15 protein-coding genes are annotated in these 20,074 nt (G+C 63.5%); 10 read left to right on the top strand and 5 right to left on the bottom strand.

What is annotated here, in order from left to right:
* Nucleotides 1-173 precede the first annotated feature (173 nt).
* From CSQ91_RS14345 to coaD, 4 genes are all read left to right on the top strand, one after another.
* Nucleotides 174-1,688 (top strand): Do family serine endopeptidase, encoded by a 1,515-nt coding sequence (locus CSQ91_RS14345; RefSeq protein ID WP_070281235.1) that lies wholly within the window; start codon nt 174-176, stop codon nt 1,686-1,688.
* Between the two features lie 29 nt (nt 1,689-1,717).
* Nucleotides 1,718-2,377: a response regulator gene (locus tag CSQ91_RS14340; protein WP_034783312.1), complete on the top strand. Its 660-nt coding sequence runs from the start codon at nt 1,718-1,720 to the stop codon at nt 2,375-2,377.
* Between the two features lie 2 nt (nt 2,378-2,379).
* Nucleotides 2,380-3,714 carry an ATP-binding protein gene (locus tag CSQ91_RS14335; protein ID WP_099379071.1) on the top strand — a complete coding sequence of 445 codons (1,335 nt, stop codon included), beginning with the start codon at nt 2,380-2,382 and terminating at the stop codon, nt 3,712-3,714.
* 94 nt (nt 3,715-3,808) lie between these two features.
* Nucleotides 3,809-4,963: a pantetheine-phosphate adenylyltransferase gene (gene coaD / locus CSQ91_RS14330; RefSeq protein ID WP_099389270.1), complete on the top strand. Its 1,155-nt coding sequence runs from the start codon at nt 3,809-3,811 to the stop codon at nt 4,961-4,963.
* On the opposite strand, the gene CSQ91_RS14325 is transcribed toward coaD, so the two are convergent.
* The 4 genes from CSQ91_RS14325 to CSQ91_RS14310 all read right to left on the bottom strand — a co-directional run bounded on the left by CSQ91_RS14325 (nt 4,960) and on the right by CSQ91_RS14310 (nt 11,666).
* Nucleotides 4,960-5,559, bottom strand: a complete 600-nt coding sequence (locus CSQ91_RS14325; RefSeq protein ID WP_099388790.1) for a 2-hydroxychromene-2-carboxylate isomerase — start codon at nt 5,557-5,559, stop codon at nt 4,960-4,962. The two genes, coaD and CSQ91_RS14325, sit on opposite strands and share 4 nt — an antisense overlap.
* An 86-nt stretch (nt 5,560-5,645) precedes the next feature.
* Nucleotides 5,646-7,844, bottom strand: a complete 2,199-nt coding sequence (locus CSQ91_RS14320) for an OsmC domain/YcaO domain-containing protein (RefSeq protein WP_099388789.1) — start codon at nt 7,842-7,844, stop codon at nt 5,646-5,648.
* A 456-nt stretch (nt 7,845-8,300) separates the two neighbouring features.
* The gene (locus CSQ91_RS14315; RefSeq protein WP_034783316.1) at nt 8,301-10,703 is read right to left on the bottom strand and encodes a TonB-dependent receptor plug domain-containing protein; all 2,403 of its coding nucleotides are present in this window, start codon (nt 10,701-10,703) and stop codon (nt 8,301-8,303) included.
* Between the two features lie 177 nt (nt 10,704-10,880).
* The gene (locus CSQ91_RS14310; RefSeq protein WP_099388788.1) at nt 10,881-11,666 is read right to left on the bottom strand and encodes a PhzF family phenazine biosynthesis protein; all 786 of its coding nucleotides are present in this window, start codon (nt 11,664-11,666) and stop codon (nt 10,881-10,883) included.
* Nucleotides 11,667-11,762: 96 nt separating this feature from the next.
* Here CSQ91_RS14310 and CSQ91_RS14305 point away from each other — a divergent pair, with 96 nt between their 5' ends.
* Complete coding sequence (locus CSQ91_RS14305; protein ID WP_099388787.1) at nt 11,763-14,909, top strand: error-prone DNA polymerase; 3,147 nt, start codon at nt 11,763-11,765, stop codon at nt 14,907-14,909.
* A gap of 39 nt (nt 14,910-14,948) precedes the next feature.
* Nucleotides 14,949-15,422 (top strand): GNAT family N-acetyltransferase, encoded by a 474-nt coding sequence (locus CSQ91_RS14300; RefSeq protein WP_071653754.1) that lies wholly within the window; start codon nt 14,949-14,951, stop codon nt 15,420-15,422.
* Here CSQ91_RS14300 and CSQ91_RS14295 read toward each other — a convergent pair whose 3' ends face one another.
* A complete protein-coding gene (locus CSQ91_RS14295) occupies nt 15,423-16,832 on the bottom strand; it encodes an FAD-binding oxidoreductase (protein WP_092606577.1) in 1,410 nt (469 codons plus the stop codon). It abuts the gene before it with no gap.
* Between the two features lie 189 nt (nt 16,833-17,021).
* Between CSQ91_RS14295 and CSQ91_RS14290 the strand changes: the two genes are divergently transcribed.
* The 4 genes from CSQ91_RS14290 to CSQ91_RS14275 all read left to right on the top strand — a co-directional run bounded on the left by CSQ91_RS14290 (nt 17,022) and on the right by CSQ91_RS14275 (nt 20,043).
* A complete protein-coding gene (locus tag CSQ91_RS14290) occupies nt 17,022-17,939 on the top strand; it encodes a ChaN family lipoprotein (RefSeq protein ID WP_034783320.1) in 918 nt (305 codons plus the stop codon).
* Nucleotides 17,940-18,082: 143 nt separating this feature from the next.
* Entirely contained in the window at nt 18,083-18,844 is a 762-nt protein-coding gene (gene exbB / locus CSQ91_RS14285; protein WP_099388786.1) for a tonB-system energizer ExbB, read from the top strand.
* A gap of 3 nt (nt 18,845-18,847) precedes the next feature.
* Nucleotides 18,848-19,273, top strand: a complete 426-nt coding sequence (gene exbD, locus CSQ91_RS14280; RefSeq protein ID WP_052140202.1) for a TonB system transport protein ExbD — start codon at nt 18,848-18,850, stop codon at nt 19,271-19,273.
* Nucleotides 19,270-20,043 (top strand): energy transducer TonB family protein, encoded by a 774-nt coding sequence (locus tag CSQ91_RS14275; protein WP_099388785.1) that lies wholly within the window; start codon nt 19,270-19,272, stop codon nt 20,041-20,043. The genes exbD and CSQ91_RS14275 overlap by 4 nt, the downstream gene beginning before the upstream one ends.
* Nucleotides 20,044-20,074 lie beyond the last annotated feature (31 nt).

Raw genomic sequence — 20,074 nt, 5'->3', positions numbered from 1 at the left:
GGAGCCCGTTCGGGCCCTTCATCGCCCGCCATGCGCGGTGCGCGCGGCACGCAAGATTAAACCATGCTTAAAGGCGCAAATGCCTGTTTCCAAATAGAAAAATGTTAAGCACCGCCTAAGACTCGTGGCCCAATATTGCATACATCAAAATCTCATTGAATGAGGAGCAATTCATGGAACAGCAAACGAATACCGCATCCCTGAAAATCAAACGCACCGTAGCCGCGCTGGCCGCGATCGGTGTGCTGGGCGCCGGTGGCGCCATGGTGGTGCATCAGAACAATGCTGGCGCGAATGCCGCCGCTGGCGTACCTGCCGCTCCCGTGGCTGCCGCCGTGGCGCCCGCCGCTGCCGCGCCGCTGGTGGCCTTGCCCGACTTTAGCCAGATCGCCGCGCGCAACAGCCCGGCCGTGGTGAATATCAGCGTCACGGGCAGCACCAAGGTGGCCTATGACCCCTCGGCCCAGGCCGGCAACGACGATTTCGGCAACGACCCCTTCTTCGAGTTCTTCCGCCGCTTCCAGGGTCCGCAAGGCGGGCAGCGCGGTGGCCGCGACGTGCCCACGCATGGCCTCGGTTCCGGCTTCATCGTCAGTCCGGACGGCATCATCATGACGAATGCCCACGTGGTGCGCGATGCGCGCGAAGTGACCGTCAAGCTGAACGACCGCCGCGAATTCCGCGCCAAGGTGCTCGGCACGGATCCGAAGACCGATATCGCCGTGCTGAAGATTGACGCCAACAACCTGCCCATCGTGCCGCTCGGCCATTCCAGCGACCTGAAAGTGGGCGAGTGGGTGCTGGCCATCGGTTCGCCATATGGCTTCGACAGCACGGTGACGGCAGGCGTCGTCAGCGCCAAGGGCCGTTCCCTGCCGGACGACAGCAATGTGCCGTTCATCCAGACGGACGTGGCAGTGAATCCAGGCAACTCGGGCGGCCCGCTGTTCAATACGCGCGGCGAAGTGGTCGGCATCAATTCGCAGATCTACAGCCAGACGGGCGGCTTCCAGGGCCTGTCGTTCGCCATCCCCATCGACCTGGCCGGCCGCATCAAGGACCAGATCGTGGCCACGGGCAAGGCCAGCCATGCCAAGCTGGGCGTGACGGTGCAGGAAGTCAACCAGGGCTTTGCCGACTCGTTCAAGCTGGCCACGCCGGAAGGCGCGCTGGTCGCCAACGTGGAGCGGGGCAGCCCGGCCGACAAGGCGGGCCTGAAGTCGGGCGATGTGGTGCGCAAGGTGAATGGCCAGCGCATCATCGGCTCGGCCGACCTGCCGGCGCTGGTGGGCACCTCTTTGCCAGGCGACAAGATCAGCATGGATGTCTGGCGTGACGGCAAGATCGTCAGCCTGACGGCAACCCTGGGCAATGCGGCCGACAAGGTGGCCGAAGTGGCGAAGAGCGACAGCGCCGCCGGCAAGGTAAAGCTGGGCCTGGCCCTGCGTCCGTTACAATCGGATGAAAAACGCGAGGCGGGCATCAGTGCCGGCCTGCTGGTGGAAGACGCGGGCGGCGCCGCCGCGAATGCCGGAGTGCAGCCGGGCGACGTGCTATTGTCGGTGAATGGCCGTCCCGTCAACACGGTCGAGCAGGTGCGCGACGTGGTGGAAAAATCCGCCAAGTCGGTGGCCTTGCTGATCCAGCGGGGACCGGACAAGATCTTCATTCCCGTGCGTTTGGGCTGAAAACAAGAGTAACTAGAGAGAGGCAAGCCATGCGCTTATTGCTGGTAGAAGACGATACGATGATCGGCGAGGTGGTGCTCGATCTGCTGCGCGCCGAGCATTACGCGGTGGACTGGGTCAAGGATGGCGACATGGCCGATACGGCCCTGCAGACGCAGACCTATGACCTGGTGCTGCTGGACCTGGGCCTGCCCCGCAAGGATGGCCTCGACGTGCTGCGCTCGATGCGCTTGCGCAAGCTCGACACGCCGGTGCTGGTCGCCACGGCGCGCGACGCCATCGAGCAGCGCATCGCCGGCCTCGACGCGGGCGCCGACGATTACGTGCTCAAGCCGTATGACCTCGACGAATTGCTGGCGCGCATACGCGCCCTGCTGCGGCGCGCCTCGGGGCGGCCGGAACCGATCTTCGAGCACCAGGGCGTGAGTATCAATCCGCTGACGCGCGAAGTGATCGCCGAGGGCCATCCCGTCAACCTGTCGGCGCGCGAATGGGCCGTGCTGGAAGCGCTGATCGCGCGTCCCGGCATCGTGCTGTCGCGCGCGCAGCTGGAAGAAAAGCTGTATAGCTGGAAGGATGAAGTCAACAGCAATGCCGTGGAAGTGTATATCCACGGCTTGCGCAAGAAGCTGGGCAGCGACTTGATCCAGAACGTGCGCGGCCTCGGTTACATGGTGCCCAAGGCATGAGGATGAAGGTCACGGTGACGCACTCGCTGCGCGGCCGCCTGCTGTGGTTTTTGCTGGCGGCCATCATCATGGCGGCCCTGGCGCAGGCGTCGATCGCCTACCGCAGCGCCCTGTATGACGCCGACCAGATTTTTGACTATCACATGCAGCAGATGGCCCTGTCGCTGCGCTCCGGCGCGCCGCTGGCCAACCATGCGCAAGCCTTGCCTGCCGACCCCGTCAACAACGACATGGTGGTGCAGGTATGGACGCCGGACGGCGTGCAGGTGTTCCGCTCGATCACGCGCGCGGAACTGCCGCAGCGCGCCGTGCTGGGCTTTTCGAATGTGAAGGCCAACGGCACGACCTACCGCATCTTCTCCGTGCAAACCAGTTCCCAGACCGTGCAGATCGCCCAGGACATGGCCGTGCGCAAGCGCATGGCCGGCAGCCTGGCCTTGCGCACGGTGGGGCCCATCGCGCTGATGGCGCCGATATTGATGCTGGTCGTCTGGTGGGTTGTCAGCGGCTCGCTGGCGCCCGTTTCGCGCGTGCGCAAGCAGGTGGCGGCGCGCCAGGCGGACGATCTGTCGCCCGTCTCGGAAGCGGGCTTGCCCGACGAAGTGCGTCCCCTCGTGCATGAACTGAACCTGCTGTTCGGCCGCGTGAAGACGGCGTTCGACGCGCAGCAGCATTTCGTCGCCGACGCCGCGCATGAATTGCGCACGCCGCTGGCGGCCCTGAAGCTGCAGGTATTGAGCCTGGAGCGGGCCGAATCGGAAGAAAAGCGCAGCCTGGCGATCAGTCGCGTGAGCGCCGGCATCGAGCGGGCCACGCGCCTGGTCGAGCAGCTGCTGGTGCTGGCGCGTCAGGAGGCGAGCGCCGCCAGCGGCGACCAGCTGCAGGCGGTGGACTTGAACGATGTCGTCAAGCGCGCGCTGGGCGACATGGCCGGCATCGCGCAGGCGCGCAAGATCGACCTGGGCCTGCATCACATGGACCCGGCCAAGGTGGCGGGCCAGGCCGATGCGCTCAACATCATGCTGCGCAACCTGGTCGACAACGCCATCAAGTACACGCCGCAGGGCGGCACGGTCGACATCGACCTGCGCGCCAGCCCCGTCGGCGTGACCTTGTCCGTGGAAGACAGCGGCCCCGGCATCCCGCCCGAAGAGCGCGAGCGCGTCTTCAGCCGCTTCTACCGCGTGCCCGGCACGGACGCCAACGGCAGCGGCCTGGGACTGGCCATCATCAAGGCCATCGCCGAGCGCCACGGCGCGCGCCTGGTGCTGGACAAGTCCGAGCGCCTGGGCGGCCTGTGCGTGCGCGTGGAATTCCCGCAAGCCGTGAAAAAATAACGTTTTGATCATGATCTTTGGCATGTTGCATTGACGCGCGCGCCGCTGGCATATATTGTCTGCGCAATAAGCATTCAAGCAAATGGAGCGCAGCATGCAGAAGATCGGCTTTTCAGGAACCCTCGACCCCATCACCAACGGCCACATGTGGGTGATCGGCGAAGCGCGCTCGCTCGCCGACGAGGTGATCGTGTTCCTGTCGCAAAACCCTGCCAAACGCCCCCAATTTCCCGCCGAAGACCGCAAGCGCATCATCGAGCAGAGCGCGCGCGAGTGCGGCTGGGACAATGTGCAGGTGGTCATCGTCAAGGGCGACTACACGGCGCGCGCGGCGAAAAAGCATGGCTGCGACTACCTGATCCGCGGCATTCGCACGACGGCCGATTTCGACTATGAAAATCTGATCCAGCAAACCAATGTGGACGTGCTGCAGGGCGCCAAGACGATTTTCGTCATGCCGCCACGCGACCTCGGTTCCGTCAGTTCCAGCTTCGTCAAGGCGCTGGAAGGTCCCGTCGGCTGGAATTGGACCATGAAGAAATTCGTCCCCGGCCCGGCCTACCAGGCGTGGATACTCGATTGCCTGCGCAAGGAGTGGGAAGCGCTGTGGAACTACGCGACAGCCTCGCAAGCGGACATCGCGCTGGCGGACCACTGGTTCGCGTACCTGACTGGGCCGCAGGCGTATGGCGGCGCGGACCGCCACTATCACAACCTCGACCACCTGGTGCACGGCCTGTCCGAGATCCGCGTGTGGGCCGACAATACCTTTGCGCCCAAGCGCGACAGCGCGCTGGTCAAGAAGGCGTTCTGGTTCCACGACGCCGTTTACAGCCACGACGACGATGCCCTGTATTCGAGCGAAGAGGCGAGCGCCCAGCTGTGGCTGGCGAGCGGCCTCGATGCGGGCGACAACCTCGATGTGGCGCAATTGATACGCGTTACCGACCATTTCCAGGGACCGGGCATCAGCCATCCGCTGAAAGACGCCATGCTCAGCGCCGACCTGGCCATTCTCGGGCAAGATGAAGAGGTGTATCAAGCCTACACGCAAGCCATCGTCCGCGAATACGCGCACGTGGACCCCGTGCGCTTCAACGAGCAGCGGGGCCTGGCCCTGCAGCATTTGTGCGGCAAGGCGCAGGCGGGCCAGCTGTTTGGCGATGCGTATTTTGCCGACCAGTACAACGAGCGGGCCATTGAAAACATGCAGAAGGAAATCGCGGCGCTGGCGGGGAGTGGCGTTTAACGGCGGCTGGCTACCGCATGCAGCAGTGCATCCTCGAGCCGATCATTGCCCCAGAATAATTCCCCAGCGCTGACGAAGCTGGGGGCGCCGAACAGGTTCAGCGCTTGTGCCTGCTCGGTCTGGCGGCGCAGCCGCAGCTTGTTGTCCGATGTCACAGCCAGCGCCAGAACGGTGCGCGCATCGAGGCCCAGCCCTTCCATGGTTTCGCTGACGGCTTCGAGGTTGTCGATGTCGCGGTCTTCGGCAAAATTCATCGCCATCATGCGGCGCGCAAAGGGCGCAATCCAGCCCTGGTCCGCGCCGATCAGCGCCACGCGCATGGGCAGCAGGGCTGTGCGGGGGAAGGAACTCGGTTGCTGCCATGGCAATGCGTACTTTTCGCACTGGCGCGCCATGTCGCGCCACGTGTAGTCGCCCTTGAGTTTTTGCAAGATGAAGGGCGATGTCTCCCAGCCCAGCGCCTTGAAGACGACGCCCAGCAGGAAGGGTTTCCAGATCACATGCACCTTCTTTTCACGCGCCAGCGCGTCGATGCGCATGGCGCTCAGGTAGCTGTAGTTGCTGCCGAAATCGAACCAGAATTCCAGTGTGGCCATGGTCTCTTTTCCATGCGGTCGCGCAGGGTTGACTCCTGCGCCGGGGCGCGAAGGCGCGACTGCCGCGCCGGCCCCCGCTTGTCGTCCTAGCGGGCCGCCGCCTTGGCGCGCGCCGCGTGCAATTTCTTGAAGCTGTCGATCAGGCGCTGGTGCCGGTCGAGGCCTTCCAGTTGCATGCTGGTCGGGGTCAGGCCGAAGAAACGCACGCTGCCGTCCACCGAGCCCAGCACCGCGTCCATGCGGGCGTCGCCAAACATGCGGCGGAAATTGACGACGTAATCGTCCAGCTCCAGCTCGTCGTCCAGTTCCACTTCCAGCACCACGTTCAAGGCTTGATAGAACAGTTTGCGCTCGAGCGTGTTGTCGTTGTACTGCAGGAAGGTTTCCACCAGCTCCTTCGCTTCCTCGAACTGCTGCAGGACGAGATGAATCAGCAGCTTCAATTCCAGGGTCGTCAGCTGGCCCCACACCGTATTTTCGTCAAACTCGATGCCGATCAGGGTGGCGATGTCGCCGTACTCGTCGAGCTCGCTGTTTTCCAGGCGGTCAAGCAGGTCTTCCAGGCTGGCATCGTCCAGGCCATGCAGGTTCAGGATGTCGGCGCGGAACAGCAGCGCCTTGTTGGTGTTGTCCCAGATCAAATCCTCGACCGGATATACCTCGGAATAACCGGGCACGAGGATGCGGCAGGCCTTGGCGCCCAGCTGGTCATACTCGGCCGTGTACACTTCCTTGCCCATGCCGGCGAGGATGCCGAACAGGGTCGCCGCTTCCTCGGCATTCGAGTTCTCGCCGTGGCCGGAAAAATCCCACTCGACAAAATCGTAATCGGCCTTGGCGCTGAAGAAGCGCCACGAAACGATGCCGCTGGAATCGATGAAGTGCTCGACGAAGTTATTCGGCTCGGTGACGGCTTCGCTGGCAAACGTCGGTTGCGGCAAGTCGTTCAAGCCTTCAAAACTGCGGCCCTGCAGCAATTCCGTCAGGCTGCGCTCGAGCGCCACTTCCAGGCTCGGGTGCGCGCCGAACGAGGCAAACACGCCGCCCGTGCGCGGGTTCATCAGGGTGACGCACATCACCGGGTACACGCCGCCCAGCGACGCATCTTTGACCAGCACGGGGAAACCCTGTTCTTCCAGGCCGACGATGCCGGCAAGGATGCCCGGATACTTCGCCAGCACTTCCTGCGGCACGTCGGGCAGGGCGATTTCGCCTTCGAGGATTTCGCGCTTGACGGCCCGCTCAAAAATTTCCGACAGACATTGCACCTGTGCTTCGACGAGGGTATTGCCGGCGCTCATGCCATTGCTGACGTACAGGTTTTCGATCAGGTTGGACGGGAAATACACGACCTCGCCGTCGGACTGGCGCACATACGGCAGCGAGCAGATGCCGCGCTCGGCATTGCCGGAGTTGGTGTCGATCAGGTGCGAGCCGCGCAGCTCGCCATCGGCATCATAGATGTCGCGGCAGTAGGCATCGAGAATCTCCTTCGGCAGCGCATCCTTGCGGCCCGGCTTGAACCAGCGCTCGTTCGGGTAATGGACAAACTCCGCGTTGGCGATGTCGTTACCCCAGAACGATCCCGCGTAGAAATGGTTGTTGCTGAGGCGCTCGATATACTCGCCCAGGGCCGACGCCAGCGCGCTTTCCTTGGTCGCGCCCTTGCCATTGGTGAAACACATGGGCGAATGCGCATCGCGGATATGCAGCGACCATACATTCGGAATGATGTTGCGCCACGAGGCGATTTCAATCTTGATGCCCAGGCCCGCCAGGAGGCCCGACATATTGGCGATGGTCTGTTCCAGCGGCAAGTCCTTGCCGACGATATAGGTATTCGCCCCAGGGGCGGGATTCAGGGCCAGCAAGGCCTGGGCGTCGGCGTCCAGGTTTTCTACCTCTTCAATCACGAATTCGGGACCCGTTTGCACCACTTTTTTCACCGTGCAACGGTCGATCGAGCGCAGGATGCCCTGGCGGTCCTTGGCCGAGATATCGGCCGGCAACTCGACCTGGATCTTGAAAATCTGCTGGTAACGGTTTTCAGGATCGACAATATTGTTTTGCGACAGGCGGATATTTTCAGTGGAAATATTGCGCGTATCGCAATACAACTTCACGAAGTACGCCGCGCAGAGTGCCGATGATGCTAAAAAGTAATCGAACGGGCCGGGCGCCGAACCATCGCCCTTGTAGCGGATGGGTTGGTCGGCGATGACCGTAAAATCGTCGAACTTGGCTTCGAGACGCAGCTTGTCGAGAAAGTTGACTTTAATTTCCATGAGGTAATCCAATACTGTGCTTATAAGTTAGCCGCTATTATCCGTGCTTTCCGCCGCAGGGCAAAGATTGTTCGCTGCGGCCGGGCTGGCGGGGAGCCCGCCGGGGGGCGGAAAAGCGAATGTGTGCGAAAAACATGGGGCTGATGCCTTCTCCGTGCATGCGGGCGATCGCCCATCGGCGGTCACCGGTGTTTCCGTGACAATGCAGGAGTTTTTCGGATTGATAATTGGCTATCCTCCATGGGGGCTGCCTGCAGCCACTACTGGTCGGTTGACAGCATCTGAATCTCCTGCCCGTTACACTGCGTCACTTTCGCTTTGCCTAACTTGATGCAAGGATGAGCTGATGCAATTATCCAATCAAGCTCCTGCCATCTGACCATGCATTGATGCCGACATAAAAAAACAGCGGCTGCCCAAGCTGGCGCAGCCGCTGTCTTTATGCGGACACGGTGATCAGAACTTCACCCACAGCCGCCCGAAGTACGAAGCGCCGTTCAGGCCGAACTGCACGCTGTCGTATTTGAAGCCGTTATCCGTTTCGTCCGCGTTCTGCGTGGTGGGCTTGACGTTGAAGATGTTGTTGCCGCCAAAGGTCAGCTTGGTGTTCTTGCTGATGCTGTAGGTAAAGCTCAGGTCGGCGGACGTCTTGGCCTTGTAGCGGGCGTTCGGTACGCCTTCAGCCGTGCCGCTGAAGGTGCCCAGGGTTTGCGGGCCAAAGTAGATGATGCGCAAGTCCGATTCCAGCTTGCCCGTGATGTAGTCGAAGCCCAGGGTGGCTTTCGCGCGCGGGCCGCCCTGTTCGATGAACAGGCGTTCGCGTTCGGACAGCAGGACATCCTCGAAGCCCGTCAGCGAGGCGGGCGTCTTGACTTTCGTCACTTCCGTTTTGCTCAAATTCAAGGCCAGGAAGGTGTTCAGACGGTTGCCGGCCAGCTCGCCCTTGTGCGAGGCCGTCAAGTCGAGTCCGCGCGTGCGCGTGTCGACGGAGTTGACGAAAAATTGCGCTTCCGTCACGCCCAGGAGGGCCAGGCGCGCGGCCAGGTCCGGGTAGTTGTCGGCATTGAAGCGGCCCGACAGCACGATGCGGTCCTTGATCTTGATGTTGTACAAGTCGGCCGTCACGGAAATGGCTTGCGTCGGCGTCCAGGTGGTGCCCAGCGTAAAGCTGGTGGATTTTTCCTCTTTCAACTTGGGAATGCCGGCCGCATTGGCGACGACGCCGCCATTCGGCGCCAGCACCACGTCGGTGGCCACGCCGCTGACGAAGTCGGTAAAGGTGGAAGAGAAATACACTTGCTGCAACGATGGCGCGCGGAAACCCGTGCTGGCCGAGCCGCGCAGCAGCACATTTGGTGCCACTTTGTAACTGGCGGCCAGCTTGCCCGTCACGGTGGAACCGAAGTCGCTGAATTTTTCATAGCGTAAAGCCGCCTGGGTTTTCAGGCGTTCCGTCCAGTCCAGTTCCACGTCGCCATACGCGGCGATACTGTGGCGTTTCGCTTTCGTCACGTCGCTGGGCTGGAAGCCGGGAAAGCCCTGGCTGCGTCCATTGCCGCCCGTGCCCACGCCGTCGGCATCGATGTAGGAGCCCGGTTCGCCGGCCATGATCTTGTATTCCTCGCTGCGGTATTCGGCGCCGAAAGCCACGTTCATGCCGCGCATCACCGTATCGTAATAGCGGCTGAAATCGGCATTGCTGGTCAGTTGCTGGAACGAGAAGCCGCCCGCGTCAAAGCTGCTGGCGCTGACACCCTTGCCGCCGTTCATCAGGTCGAGGTTGGCGATCGATGCGTTCAGCGTGTTGCTGATGTCGTAGCGCATCTTGTTGTAGCCATAGGTCTGCGAAAAGTCAGCATGCCATTCGCCGATCTGGCTGCGGTGGCCGATGGTGGCGTACTGGTCGTCGATCTTGCCATTGATGAAAGGCACGAACCCGTCCGGGTACATGGCGGCCGAATTGCGCGCAGGGATGTCGTCGCTGCCGATGCCGCCCCGGCCGAACGCGGCGCTGGACGCGTCGCGCGTCTGCGCGCCGGCAGTGAAGTACAGCTTGCCCGCGCCGCTGGTGGCGTAGTCGCCATTGATATACAGGGTTTTGTTCTTGGACTTGGTGTCGCCGATGATGCGCATGCTGTCGGAATCGGCGCGGTTCGAGCGGCCCCGGTCCAGGTATTCGCCCGTGATGGCCAGGGTGCCCTTGTCGCCCAGCGCGATGCCGCAGTAGGCGGAGGTCATGTAATTCTTGCCATCGCCTTCGGAATACTGGCTGTAGCCGGCCACGGCTTCGCAGCCCAGGCTTTTCTTGAGTTCGATGTCGATCACGCCGGCAATGGCGTCCGAGCCGTACTGGGCGGCGGCGCCGTCGCGCAGCACTTGCACGTTTTTGATCGCCAGCAAAGGAATCGCATTCATGTCCGTACCCGTGTTGCCGCGGTTGCGCGCACCGAACAGGTTGACGAGGGCCGTCGTGTGGCGCCGCTTGCCATTCACCAGCACGAGGGTCTGGTCCGAGCCGAGGCCGCGCAGGGCGGCCGAATCGATCAGGTCGGCCCCGTCGGCGCCCGTCTGGCGCGTGGAGTTGAACGAGGGCGAGATGTATTGCAGCGATTGCGCCAGGTCAAACTGGCCGCCTTGCTCGGCCACCTTGGAAATGGGAATGATATCGACCGGCACCATGGTATCGGTAGCGGAACTGGCGACCCGGCGCGAACCGACCACGCTGACCGTTTGCACGGGACCGTCCGTGGCGGCCGCTTCCGTGCTCTGGGCCATGGCGGCGGGACTGAAGGCGGCCAGGGCGGCGCTGCCGTACAGGCTGATGAGGACTGCTTTACGCAAGGTGGTGAGGGTTGGCACGCAGTATCTCCAAGTGGCTGATGAGCAAGATTCGTGACTTGATTCTAGTGCCATCATTTCAGCATTCACCAGCGATACTTTGTTTTGTTATTACAAATTTGCTGTAACTGTTGTTTCCTGGTTGATTATCTTTTGGCCGCTGCCTGGCTTGCCTTGTGCTGGTGCGGCGCGCCCCATTCAGGTGCTGCGTTGCACCATGCCGCCCACCCAGATGGTCTGCGCGCTGTATTGCACCTCGATCAAACACGGCTGCTGCGTCACGTGGCCCTGGTGCAGACGCAGCGACTGTTGCAGATGCACCGCCAGCGCGCCCGCCGCCACGCCCGTGGCGCTGTCTTCCAGCGCCGGATCGAGGTGGTTGAAGTTGCGCCCCTCATACGCGTGCTCGCCCGTGCGGCAATACGCATAGCAGCCGCTGACCTGATGCAAGGCGCTCCAGTCGGCGATCAGTTCCAGGTTCGGCCGCAGCGCGCGCAGGGTGGTGCGGTCGGCCACTTCCAGCAGCAGCTTCGGACTGCCGACGGAGGCGACCACGGGCGGCGACAGCAAGTGCATATGTTGGCCCATCAGCTCGGACGGCACATACTTTTCCACCAGGACGGCAGGCGCCGGCTGCGGCGCCAGGCCGATGAATAATCCCTCCGCGCGGCGCACCAGCTGCAAGGCCTGGCCGCGCATGGCGGTGCGTACCGTCAGGGTTGCCGGCGCGCCCGGCGCCGTCAGCAGCACATGCGCGGCCGCCAGGGTGGCGTGCAGGCACAGGGGGCTGCGCGTGTGCGGATAAAAATAGTCGAGCACGATGCTGCCGTCCGCTTGCGGGTCGAGGAAGACGCAGGCGCTCACTTGCCGCTCCTGGGCGAATTGCTGGCGCGCCGTTTCGCTGCCGTGGTCGTTTTCCACGACCAGTGCCGCATTGCCGCCACCGGGTGCGGCGCCGAAACATTTCAAGAGATGGACGATCATGGCGGTCGATGTGGAGGTAAAACACCAGCATAAACGATAAGCCCGATTCCAGATAAGTATAATATACTGTGTTTATATACAGTATTGGGGTGGATCATGTGGGGCGCAGTCTTACCCGAGTATGCTGAGTTGTACTGCCTGAGCAATTTCAGCTTCCTGCATGGGGCCTCGCATGCGGAAGAGCTGGTGGCGCGCGCCGTCCAGCTTGGCTACAGGGGGCTGGCCATTACCGACGAGTGCTCTCTGGCGGGTGTCGTGCGTGCCCATGCGGTGGCCAAGCGGGCCGGTTTTCCCTTGATCATCGGTGCGCACTTTCACTTGATGCAGTCCGATGGCAGTCCGGCCCTGTCCTTGCTGGCGCTGGTGCAAGACATCGATGGTTACGGCAACTTGTCGGAACTGATCACCATGGCGCGCACGCGGGCGGCCAAGGGGCGCTATTTGCTGACGCCCGATGATTTCGCCGCGCCATCGCCAGAGTTTGCCCATTTGCGGGGGCTGCCGGGCTGTTTGATGATCTTGCTGCCCAGCTATCCGGCCCAGCCCGAGGCGCTGCGCACACAGGGGGCATGGATGGCAGCAACCTTTGGCAGCGAGCGCAGCTGGATAGGCTTGAACCTGCTGCAGCGGGCGCAGGATGACGCGCACCGCAGCGCCGTGCAGGAGGCGGCGCAAGCGCAGGGCTTGTCCGTGGTGGCCGTCGGCCACGTGTGCATGCACGTGCGTTCGCGCAAGCCCCTGCTCGACACGCTGTGCGCGATCCGCGTGGGCAAGCCCGTGGATGAGTGCGGCTATGCGCTGGCGCAAAACGCGGAGCAGCATCTGCGCGCGCGCTTGCGCCTGGCCAATGTGTATCCGCCGCAGGCGCTGGCGGAAACCCTGCGCATCGCGGAGCTGTGCACATTCTCGCTCGACAGCCTGTGCTATGACTATCCAATCGAGCTGGTGCCGCACGGCCACACGCCGGCGACGTATCTGCGCGAAGAAACGTATGCGGGCGCGCGTATCCGCTTTCCGCTGGGCATTCCGGCGAACGTGCAGGAGCAGGTCGAGCAGGAGCTGGAACTGATCGCGGAGCTGTCGTATGAAGCGTACTTTTTGACCGTGTACGACATCGTGCGCTTTGCCCGCTCGCAAAACATCCTGTGCCAGGGCAGGGGCTCGGCCGCCAATTCGGCCGTCTGCTATTGCTTGCACATCACGGAAGTGGACCCGGCGCGCGGCAACTCGCTGGTCGGGCGTTTCATGTCGCGCGAGCGCAACGAGCCGCCCGATATCGACGTCGATTTCGAGCACCAGCGGCGCGAAGAGGTGATTCAATATATCTATGGCAAATATGGCCGCGAACGGGCCGCGCTGGCGGCCGTGGTGATCAGCTACCGGCCCAAGAGCGCCTTGCGCGACAGCGGCCGGGCGCTGGGGATCGACCTGGCCATCGTGGAAAAAGTGGCCAAGGCGCATCGCTGGTTCGATGGCAAGCGCGATCTGCTCGAGCGCCTGGCCGAATGCGGACTCGACCCGGAAGCGGCATTGTCGCAGCAGTGGGCTGGCCTGGCGCAGCAGTTGCTGGGCTTTCCCCGTCATTTGTCGCAGCATCCGGGCGGCTTTGTCATTGCTCAAGGCAAGTTGTCGCGCCTGGTGCCGATTGAAAACGCGGCCATGGCCGAGCGCAGCGTCATCGAGTGGGACAAGAACGACCTGGAAGAGTTGGGCTTGATGAAGGTCGACGTGCTGGCGCTGGGCATGCTGTCGGCCCTGCGCCGTGCGCTGGAACTGGTGGGGGCGCGGCGCGGCGAGGAATTCCGCCTGCAGGATATTCCCGCGGAAGACCCCGTCACCTACGACATGATGTGCGAGGCGGACACCATCGGCGTGTTCCAGATCGAGTCGCGCGCCCAGATGAGCATGCTGCCGCGCCTGCGTCCCCGGGTATTCTACGACCTCGTCATCGAGGTGGCGCTGGTGCGCCCCGGCCCCATCCAGGGCGGCATGGTGCATCCGTATCTGCAGCGGCGCCAGAAAAAGGAGCCAATCGATTATCCGAAGGGCCTGGAAAAGGCGCTGGGACGCACCCTGGGCATCCCGATCTTCCAGGAGCAGGTAATGCAGGTGGCCATTATCGCGGCCGATTTCACACCCGGCGAAGCGGACCAGTTGCGGCGCGCCATGGCGGCCTGGAAACGCAAGGGCGGCATGAACAATTACAAGAAACGCATCGTCGAAACGATGGTCAAAAATGATTACGATCGGACGTTTGCGGAAGCCATCTTCAGCCAGATCGAGGGCTTTGGCGAATACGGTTTTCCCGAGTCGCACGCGGCCAGTTTCGCGCTGCTGACGTATGCCAGTTCCTGGCTGAAATGCCACGAACCGGCCGCCTTTCTGTGCGCCTTGCTCAACAGCCAGCCCATGGGCTTTTACAGTCCCTCGCAACTGGTGCAGGATGCGCGCCGGCACGGCGTGCAAGTGCTGCCCGTCGACGTGGCGATCAGCGGCTGGGAGGCGGAGCTGGAAGAGCAGGGGGGGCGGGGTGTCGCACCCGCCGTGCGTCTGGGCTTGAACAGCCTGTTCGGCATGCGCGCGGAGGCGGCCCGGCGCATCGAGGATGCGCGCGCCATCGCTGCTTTCGCCGACGTGGCCGACCTGGCCCTCCGTGGCGGCCTGGATCGTCATGATTTGCAGGTGCTCGCCGCCGGCAATGCCCTGCACGCGCTGGCCGGGCACCGGCGCGCGGCGCTATGGCAGGCGGCCGGCGCCGTGCCCGACAGGGATTTGCTGCGCGCCACCACACAAGAGGAAGACTTGCCCGTACTGGCCGCGCCGACGGAAGGCGAGAGCATCGTCAGCGACTACCGCGCGCAAGGCCTGACCCTGGGCCGCCACCCGCTGGCGCTGCTGCGCAGGCAATTGCTGGAGCAGCGTTTCCTGCCCGCGTCCACCTTGATGACTTACACGAGCGGACAGCTGGCGCGCGCCTGCGGCATCGTCACCGTGCGCCAGCGGCCGGGCACGGCCAAGGGCGTCATCTTCATGACCCTGGAAGACGAGACGGGCACGGTGAACGTCATCGTCTGGCCCGACCTGGTGGAAAGCCAGCGGCGCGAAGTGCTGAGTGCGCCGCTGCTGGGCGTGTACGGCGTGTGGCAGCGCGAAGGCATCGTGCGCAACCTGGTGGCCAAGCGCCTGGTCGACATGTCGCATTTGCTGGGACGCTTGCGGACCAGCAGCCGCGATTTCTGTTGAGAGTTGCCGGCGGGGAGGAGGCCATGGCATTATTTGAAGATGACAACCTTGCCCGAACCGACACTGCGTCCCGCCCTGGTCGCCGACGCGCCCGCCATCGTCGCCCTGATCGACGACCTGATGCCTTTTTTGACCCTGCACCCGGATGGCGCGGGGGCGGAAAAATTCATCGAACATTGCCGCCAGCCGGCCATCGAAGGCTATCTGTCGCAGACTCGCTATGCCTACCAGCTCGCGCATATCGACGGTGCACTGGCCGGTGTGGTGGCCATGCGCGACAACACGCATCTGTTCCACATGTTCGTGCCGCGCGCCTGGCACCGGCGCGGCATGGCGCGCCGCCTGTGGCAGGCAGCCCGCGATGCGTCGCTGGCCAAAGGCGATGTGACGGCGTTTACCGTCAATTCCTCCCTGTACGCCTTGCCCCTGTACACAAGCCTGGGCTTTGTCGCCACGGGGCCGAAGGTGGAGGAGGGCGGTATCGCTTTCGTGCCGATGCGCATGGCATTATAGTTACCAGCGCACGATCTTCCCCGGATTCATGATGTTCTTCGGATCCAGCGCGTGCTTGAGGGCGCGCATGGTGTCGATCGCGCCTGCACCATGTTCTTCCACGAGGAAGGCCATCTTGTGCATGCCCACGCCGTGCTCGCCCGTGCAGGTGCCGTCCATGCCGATGGCGCGCGTGACCATGTCGCTGTTGACCTTTTCCGCGCGCGCGATATCGGCCGGGTCGTCCGGGTCGACCAGCATCTGCACGTGGAAATTACCGTCGCCCACGTGGCCGATGATGGCGTAGACGAGCCCCTGCGCTTCGCAATCGGCCTTGGTGGCCAGGATGCATTCGGCCAGGCGCGAAATCGGCACGCAGCAATCGGTGGAGATGGCGCGGCTGCCGGGGCGCAGTTGCAGCAGGGCGAAATACGCATTGTGGCGCGCGGCCCACAGGCGCGAGCGGTCTTCGGGACGGCTGGCCCACTCGAAATCGCTGGCGCCATGCTCCGCCGTAATGGCTTGCACCAGCTGCGCCTGCTCGGCCACGCTGGCCGGCGTGCCGTGAAATTCAAACAGTAATAATGGCTTTTCCGGCAGCGCCATCTTGTCGTAGGCATTGATGGCTTTCACGCCATTTTCATCGAGAAACTCGACCCGCGCCACGGGAATGCCCATCTGGATGGTCTGGATCACGGCGCTGACGGCTTCGCCCGTGCCGGGGAACGAGCACACGGCAGCCGAGATGGCTTCCGGTAGCGGATACAGTTTTACGGTTACTTCCGTGATGATGCCCAGGGTGCCCTCGCTGCCGACGAACAGGCGCGTCAGGTCGTAGCCGGCCGACGATTTTTTCGCCCTGGTCCCCGTCTTGATGATGCGGCCATCGGCCGTCACCACGGTCAGGGCCAGCACGTTTTCGCGCATGGTGCCGTAGCGCACGGCGTTCGTGCCCGAGGCGCGCGTGGCGGCCATGCCGCCCAGCGACGCATTGGCGCCCGGGTCGATGGGGAAGAACAGGCCCGTGTCGCGGATTTCCTCGTTCAGCTGTTTGCGCGTCACGCCCGCCTGCACGGTGGCCGTCAAGTCTTCGCCATGCACCGCCACCATCTGGTGCATTTGCGACAGGTCAATCGTCACGCCGCCATGCAGGGCCAGCACGTGGCCTTCGAGCGAAGTGCCGCTGCCGTAGGCGATGATGGGCACGTCGTGCGCGCTGCACAGCTTGACGGCGGCCGCCACTTCCTCGGTGGAATGGGCGAAGATGACGGCGTCCGGCAGCATGGGAGGATAGCTCGACTCGTCGCGGCCATGGTGTTCGCGCATGGCTTGCGTCATGGAAAAGCGGTCGGCAAAGATCAGAGAAAGTACGGCAGCAAGGGATACTGGCAGCGGTTTTTTCAGTACCGCCAACTGGTCAGTTTGATTCACGCGAGTCCTCCGTTTTTTTTATTCTACTCCGCGCCCGGGGATTTCACCGAAGCAGCATATTGGTTTTTGCCAGTAGTAAAAAAATCTGTATGGTTCGCCATGCATTGGTTGTAAATGAGAATCATTTCTATTAAAATGCCCGCCAGTAGTTATTTTGCAATGCGTGCTTAGACCCGAAAGGCCATGCCCATGAAATTCTCCCTGTCCATCGCTGCCGTCCTGCCCGCCTGCGTGCTGGCCCTGAGCGCCTGCAGCAGTGTCGCCCCCGTAACTGGCGCGGCCACCGGCGCCGCCGCGACGTCCGCCGCGCAGGATGTGCGCCAGCTGGGCGAGATCGTCGACTTGCGCAGCGGCCAGCGCGTGACTGCCGAACAACTGCTGGCCCAGCTGGCCGCTGCGCCGAGGATCATCGTGGGCGAACAGCATGACCAGCTCAGCCATCATCAGATCGAGCAATGGCTGCTGCAGCAGTTGCAGGGCCGGCGCCCGCAAGGCAGCGTGCTGCTGGAAATGCTGAACCCGGACCAGCAAGCCAAGGTGGACAAGGTCAAGCCGTGGCTGCAGACGGATCCCGTCGTGCGCCCCGAGCACGTGGCCGAGTTGCTGGCCTGGCAGCCCAGCTGGAAGTGGGAGCAGTATGGCGACCTGGTCATGACCGTGATGCGCGCGCCGTATCCCGTCTGGTCGGCCAACCTGGACCGCAGCGAGATCAAGCAAATGTTTGTCGACAAGCCGGCCGTGCAGGGCAAGCACTCGAACCTGGCCAACGATGGCAAGGTGCATGCCAAGCTGAAAGACATCATCCGCGTCATGCATGACAACCAGATCGACGAACCGCGCCTGGCCGCCATGCTGTCGGTGCAACAGCAGCGCGACCGCCGCATGGCCGAGCGCCTGTTGGCCGCGCCCGCGCCGGCCGTGCTGATCGCCGGCGCCTATCATGCGCACAAGGACCTGGGCGTGCCGCTGCACGTGCAGGACTTGACGGGCGGCCCTGCGCCGCTGGTGCTGGTCCTGGCGCAGAAGGGCGCCACGGTGCTGGCGCCGCAGGCGGATTTCGTCTGGTTCACGCCGGTTGCCGCATCCGCCATCGCCAGCGCCAAGTAAGCCGTTTCACCTCCGCCGGGCGGTCAGCCCGGCATTCTCCCCCAGCAAGCTTCCCCGCAGCAGCCAGGTAGTCCGTCCGATTTTTTTTTGCATGCGCATGCGCGCCGTTGGCGCAGCCATGCCTGTTACCTGTTGAAGCTCCCATGCGTATCCCCTTGTTCCGTATCAAAGCCGCCGCTGGCGGTATGTTTCTTTCCCTGTTCCACGCCACCGCGCAAGCGTCCGCCTTGCCGCACGATATGTCGCCGTTGGGCATGTTTTTCGCCGCCGACCAGGTTGTCAAAAGCGTGCTCATCGGCTTGCTGGTCGCCGCGCTGGCCACCTGGGTGGTCTTGCTGGTGAGGGGCGCCAGTTTGCTGCAAGCCCGGCGCGCGGCGGCGCAAGCCGTCGCCATGCTGAAGACGGCCACCTCGCTGCCTGACGCGGCCGCCAAAGTGGAGGGGGCAGGCAGCACTTCGCTGGCGCAGCAGTTGCTCGACGATGTGCAGCAGGAACTGAATCTGTCGCACGCCAGCGCGCCGGCGGCGGCCCTGAAAGAGCGGGCCGGTTTTCGCCAGGAACAGTTCATTGCGCAGCAGGTGCGCGCCATGACGCAAGGCATCGGCCTGCTCGCCAGCATCGGCGCCGTGGCGCCGTTCGTCGGTCTGTTCGGCACCGTGTGGGGCATCATGAACAGCTTTATCGGCATCGCCGTCAGCCAGAGCACGAATCTGGCAACCGTCGCGCCCGGCATCGCGGAAGCCTTGCTGGCGACGGCGCTGGGCCTGGTGGCGGCGATTCCCGCCGTCGTCATCTATAACGTGCTCAGCCGTGGCATCAACCAGTACAAGGCGCAGCTGCGGGCCGCTTCCGCGCAAGTGCTGCTGATGCTGAGCCGCGACCTCGACACCCGCAAGCAGGCTTGAGCCATGGCCAGCCTCTTTCCTTCCCCGGACGACGACACGGCCGACATGCCTGAGTTGAGCGAGATCAATGTCACGCCCTTCATCGATGTGATGCTGGTGCTGTTGATCATCTTCATGGTGGTCTCGCCGCTGGCCACGGTCGACCTGAAAATCGACTTGCCGGCCGCCACAGCCAAGCCGGAACCGCGCCCCGAAAAGCCCCTGTTCGTTTCCCTGAAAGCGGACCACAGCCTGTATCTGGGCGAGTCGCCCGTGGCGCGCGAGCAGCTGGGCGGTTTGCTTGACGCCCAGACGGGCGGCGACCGCCAGCGCACCCTGTTTTTCCAGGCTGACAAGCAAGCGGCGTATGAAGACGTGCTGGGCGTGATGGATGCCCTGCGCCAGGCCGGTTATCTGAAAGTGGGCCTGGTCGGCCGGGAGGGTGGGTGAATCCGCGCCCCGTATTGAACTGGGGCATCGCCACGGCGCTGGTGGTAGCGGGCATGCTGGCGTTGCTGCTGTGGGCCAGCTGGCATTCCGTTACCGTGGCGCCCGCCAGCCCGGCGGCCAGCGTGATGGTGGTGTTTGCCGCGCAAGCGATGTCGCCGGAAACACAGGTCGCGCATGCTGTGGGCGCGCGCCAGTCGGCTGCCTCCAGCTCGGCCCGGCCGCCAAGGAGCGCCATCCCGCAAGAGGCGTTGCCCGTGCTGGCGCGCGCCGCCGCGCCGGAGATCGTCGCGGCGGAAAAAGAGGAAAAGGCGGCTGCCAGCCCATCGACGGAGCCGGGCAGGGATGCCGCGCAGGAAGCATCCTTGCCGGCGCAAGCCAGCAGCAGCGCCACGCCGGCGCCCGCCGCCATGCGCGGTCCGCAGGCGGCGCCGTTCAATAGCGACACGCCGTCAAGCAGCGCGGCGCCGGCCAGCTGGCAAAGCCGCGTGCTCAGCCATCTGGCCCACTTCAAGCGCTATCCGGGCGATGCGCGCCAGCGCAAGCGGGCTGGCGCCGCCTGGGTGCGCTTCCAGGTGGACCGCGAGGGCAAATTGCTGGCCAGCGAACTGGTCACTTCATCGGGCACGGTGCTGCTCGACCGCGAAGCGCTGCAAGTGCTTGAGCGCGCGCAACCGTTGCCGGCGCCACCCGATAACGTCCTGCACCAGGGCACGGTGACCGTCACCTTGCCCGTCTCATTCAAGCTGGAGCCAGGACAGGACAAGGCATGAGGATGCCGATTGTTTTTCATTCAAAAATCTA

Source organism: Janthinobacterium sp. BJB301, from assembly GCF_002735685.1.
Lineage (GTDB): Bacteria > Pseudomonadota > Gammaproteobacteria > Burkholderiales > Burkholderiaceae_D > Janthinobacterium > Janthinobacterium lividum.
This window is presented reverse-complemented; position numbering and strand designations above follow the sequence as displayed.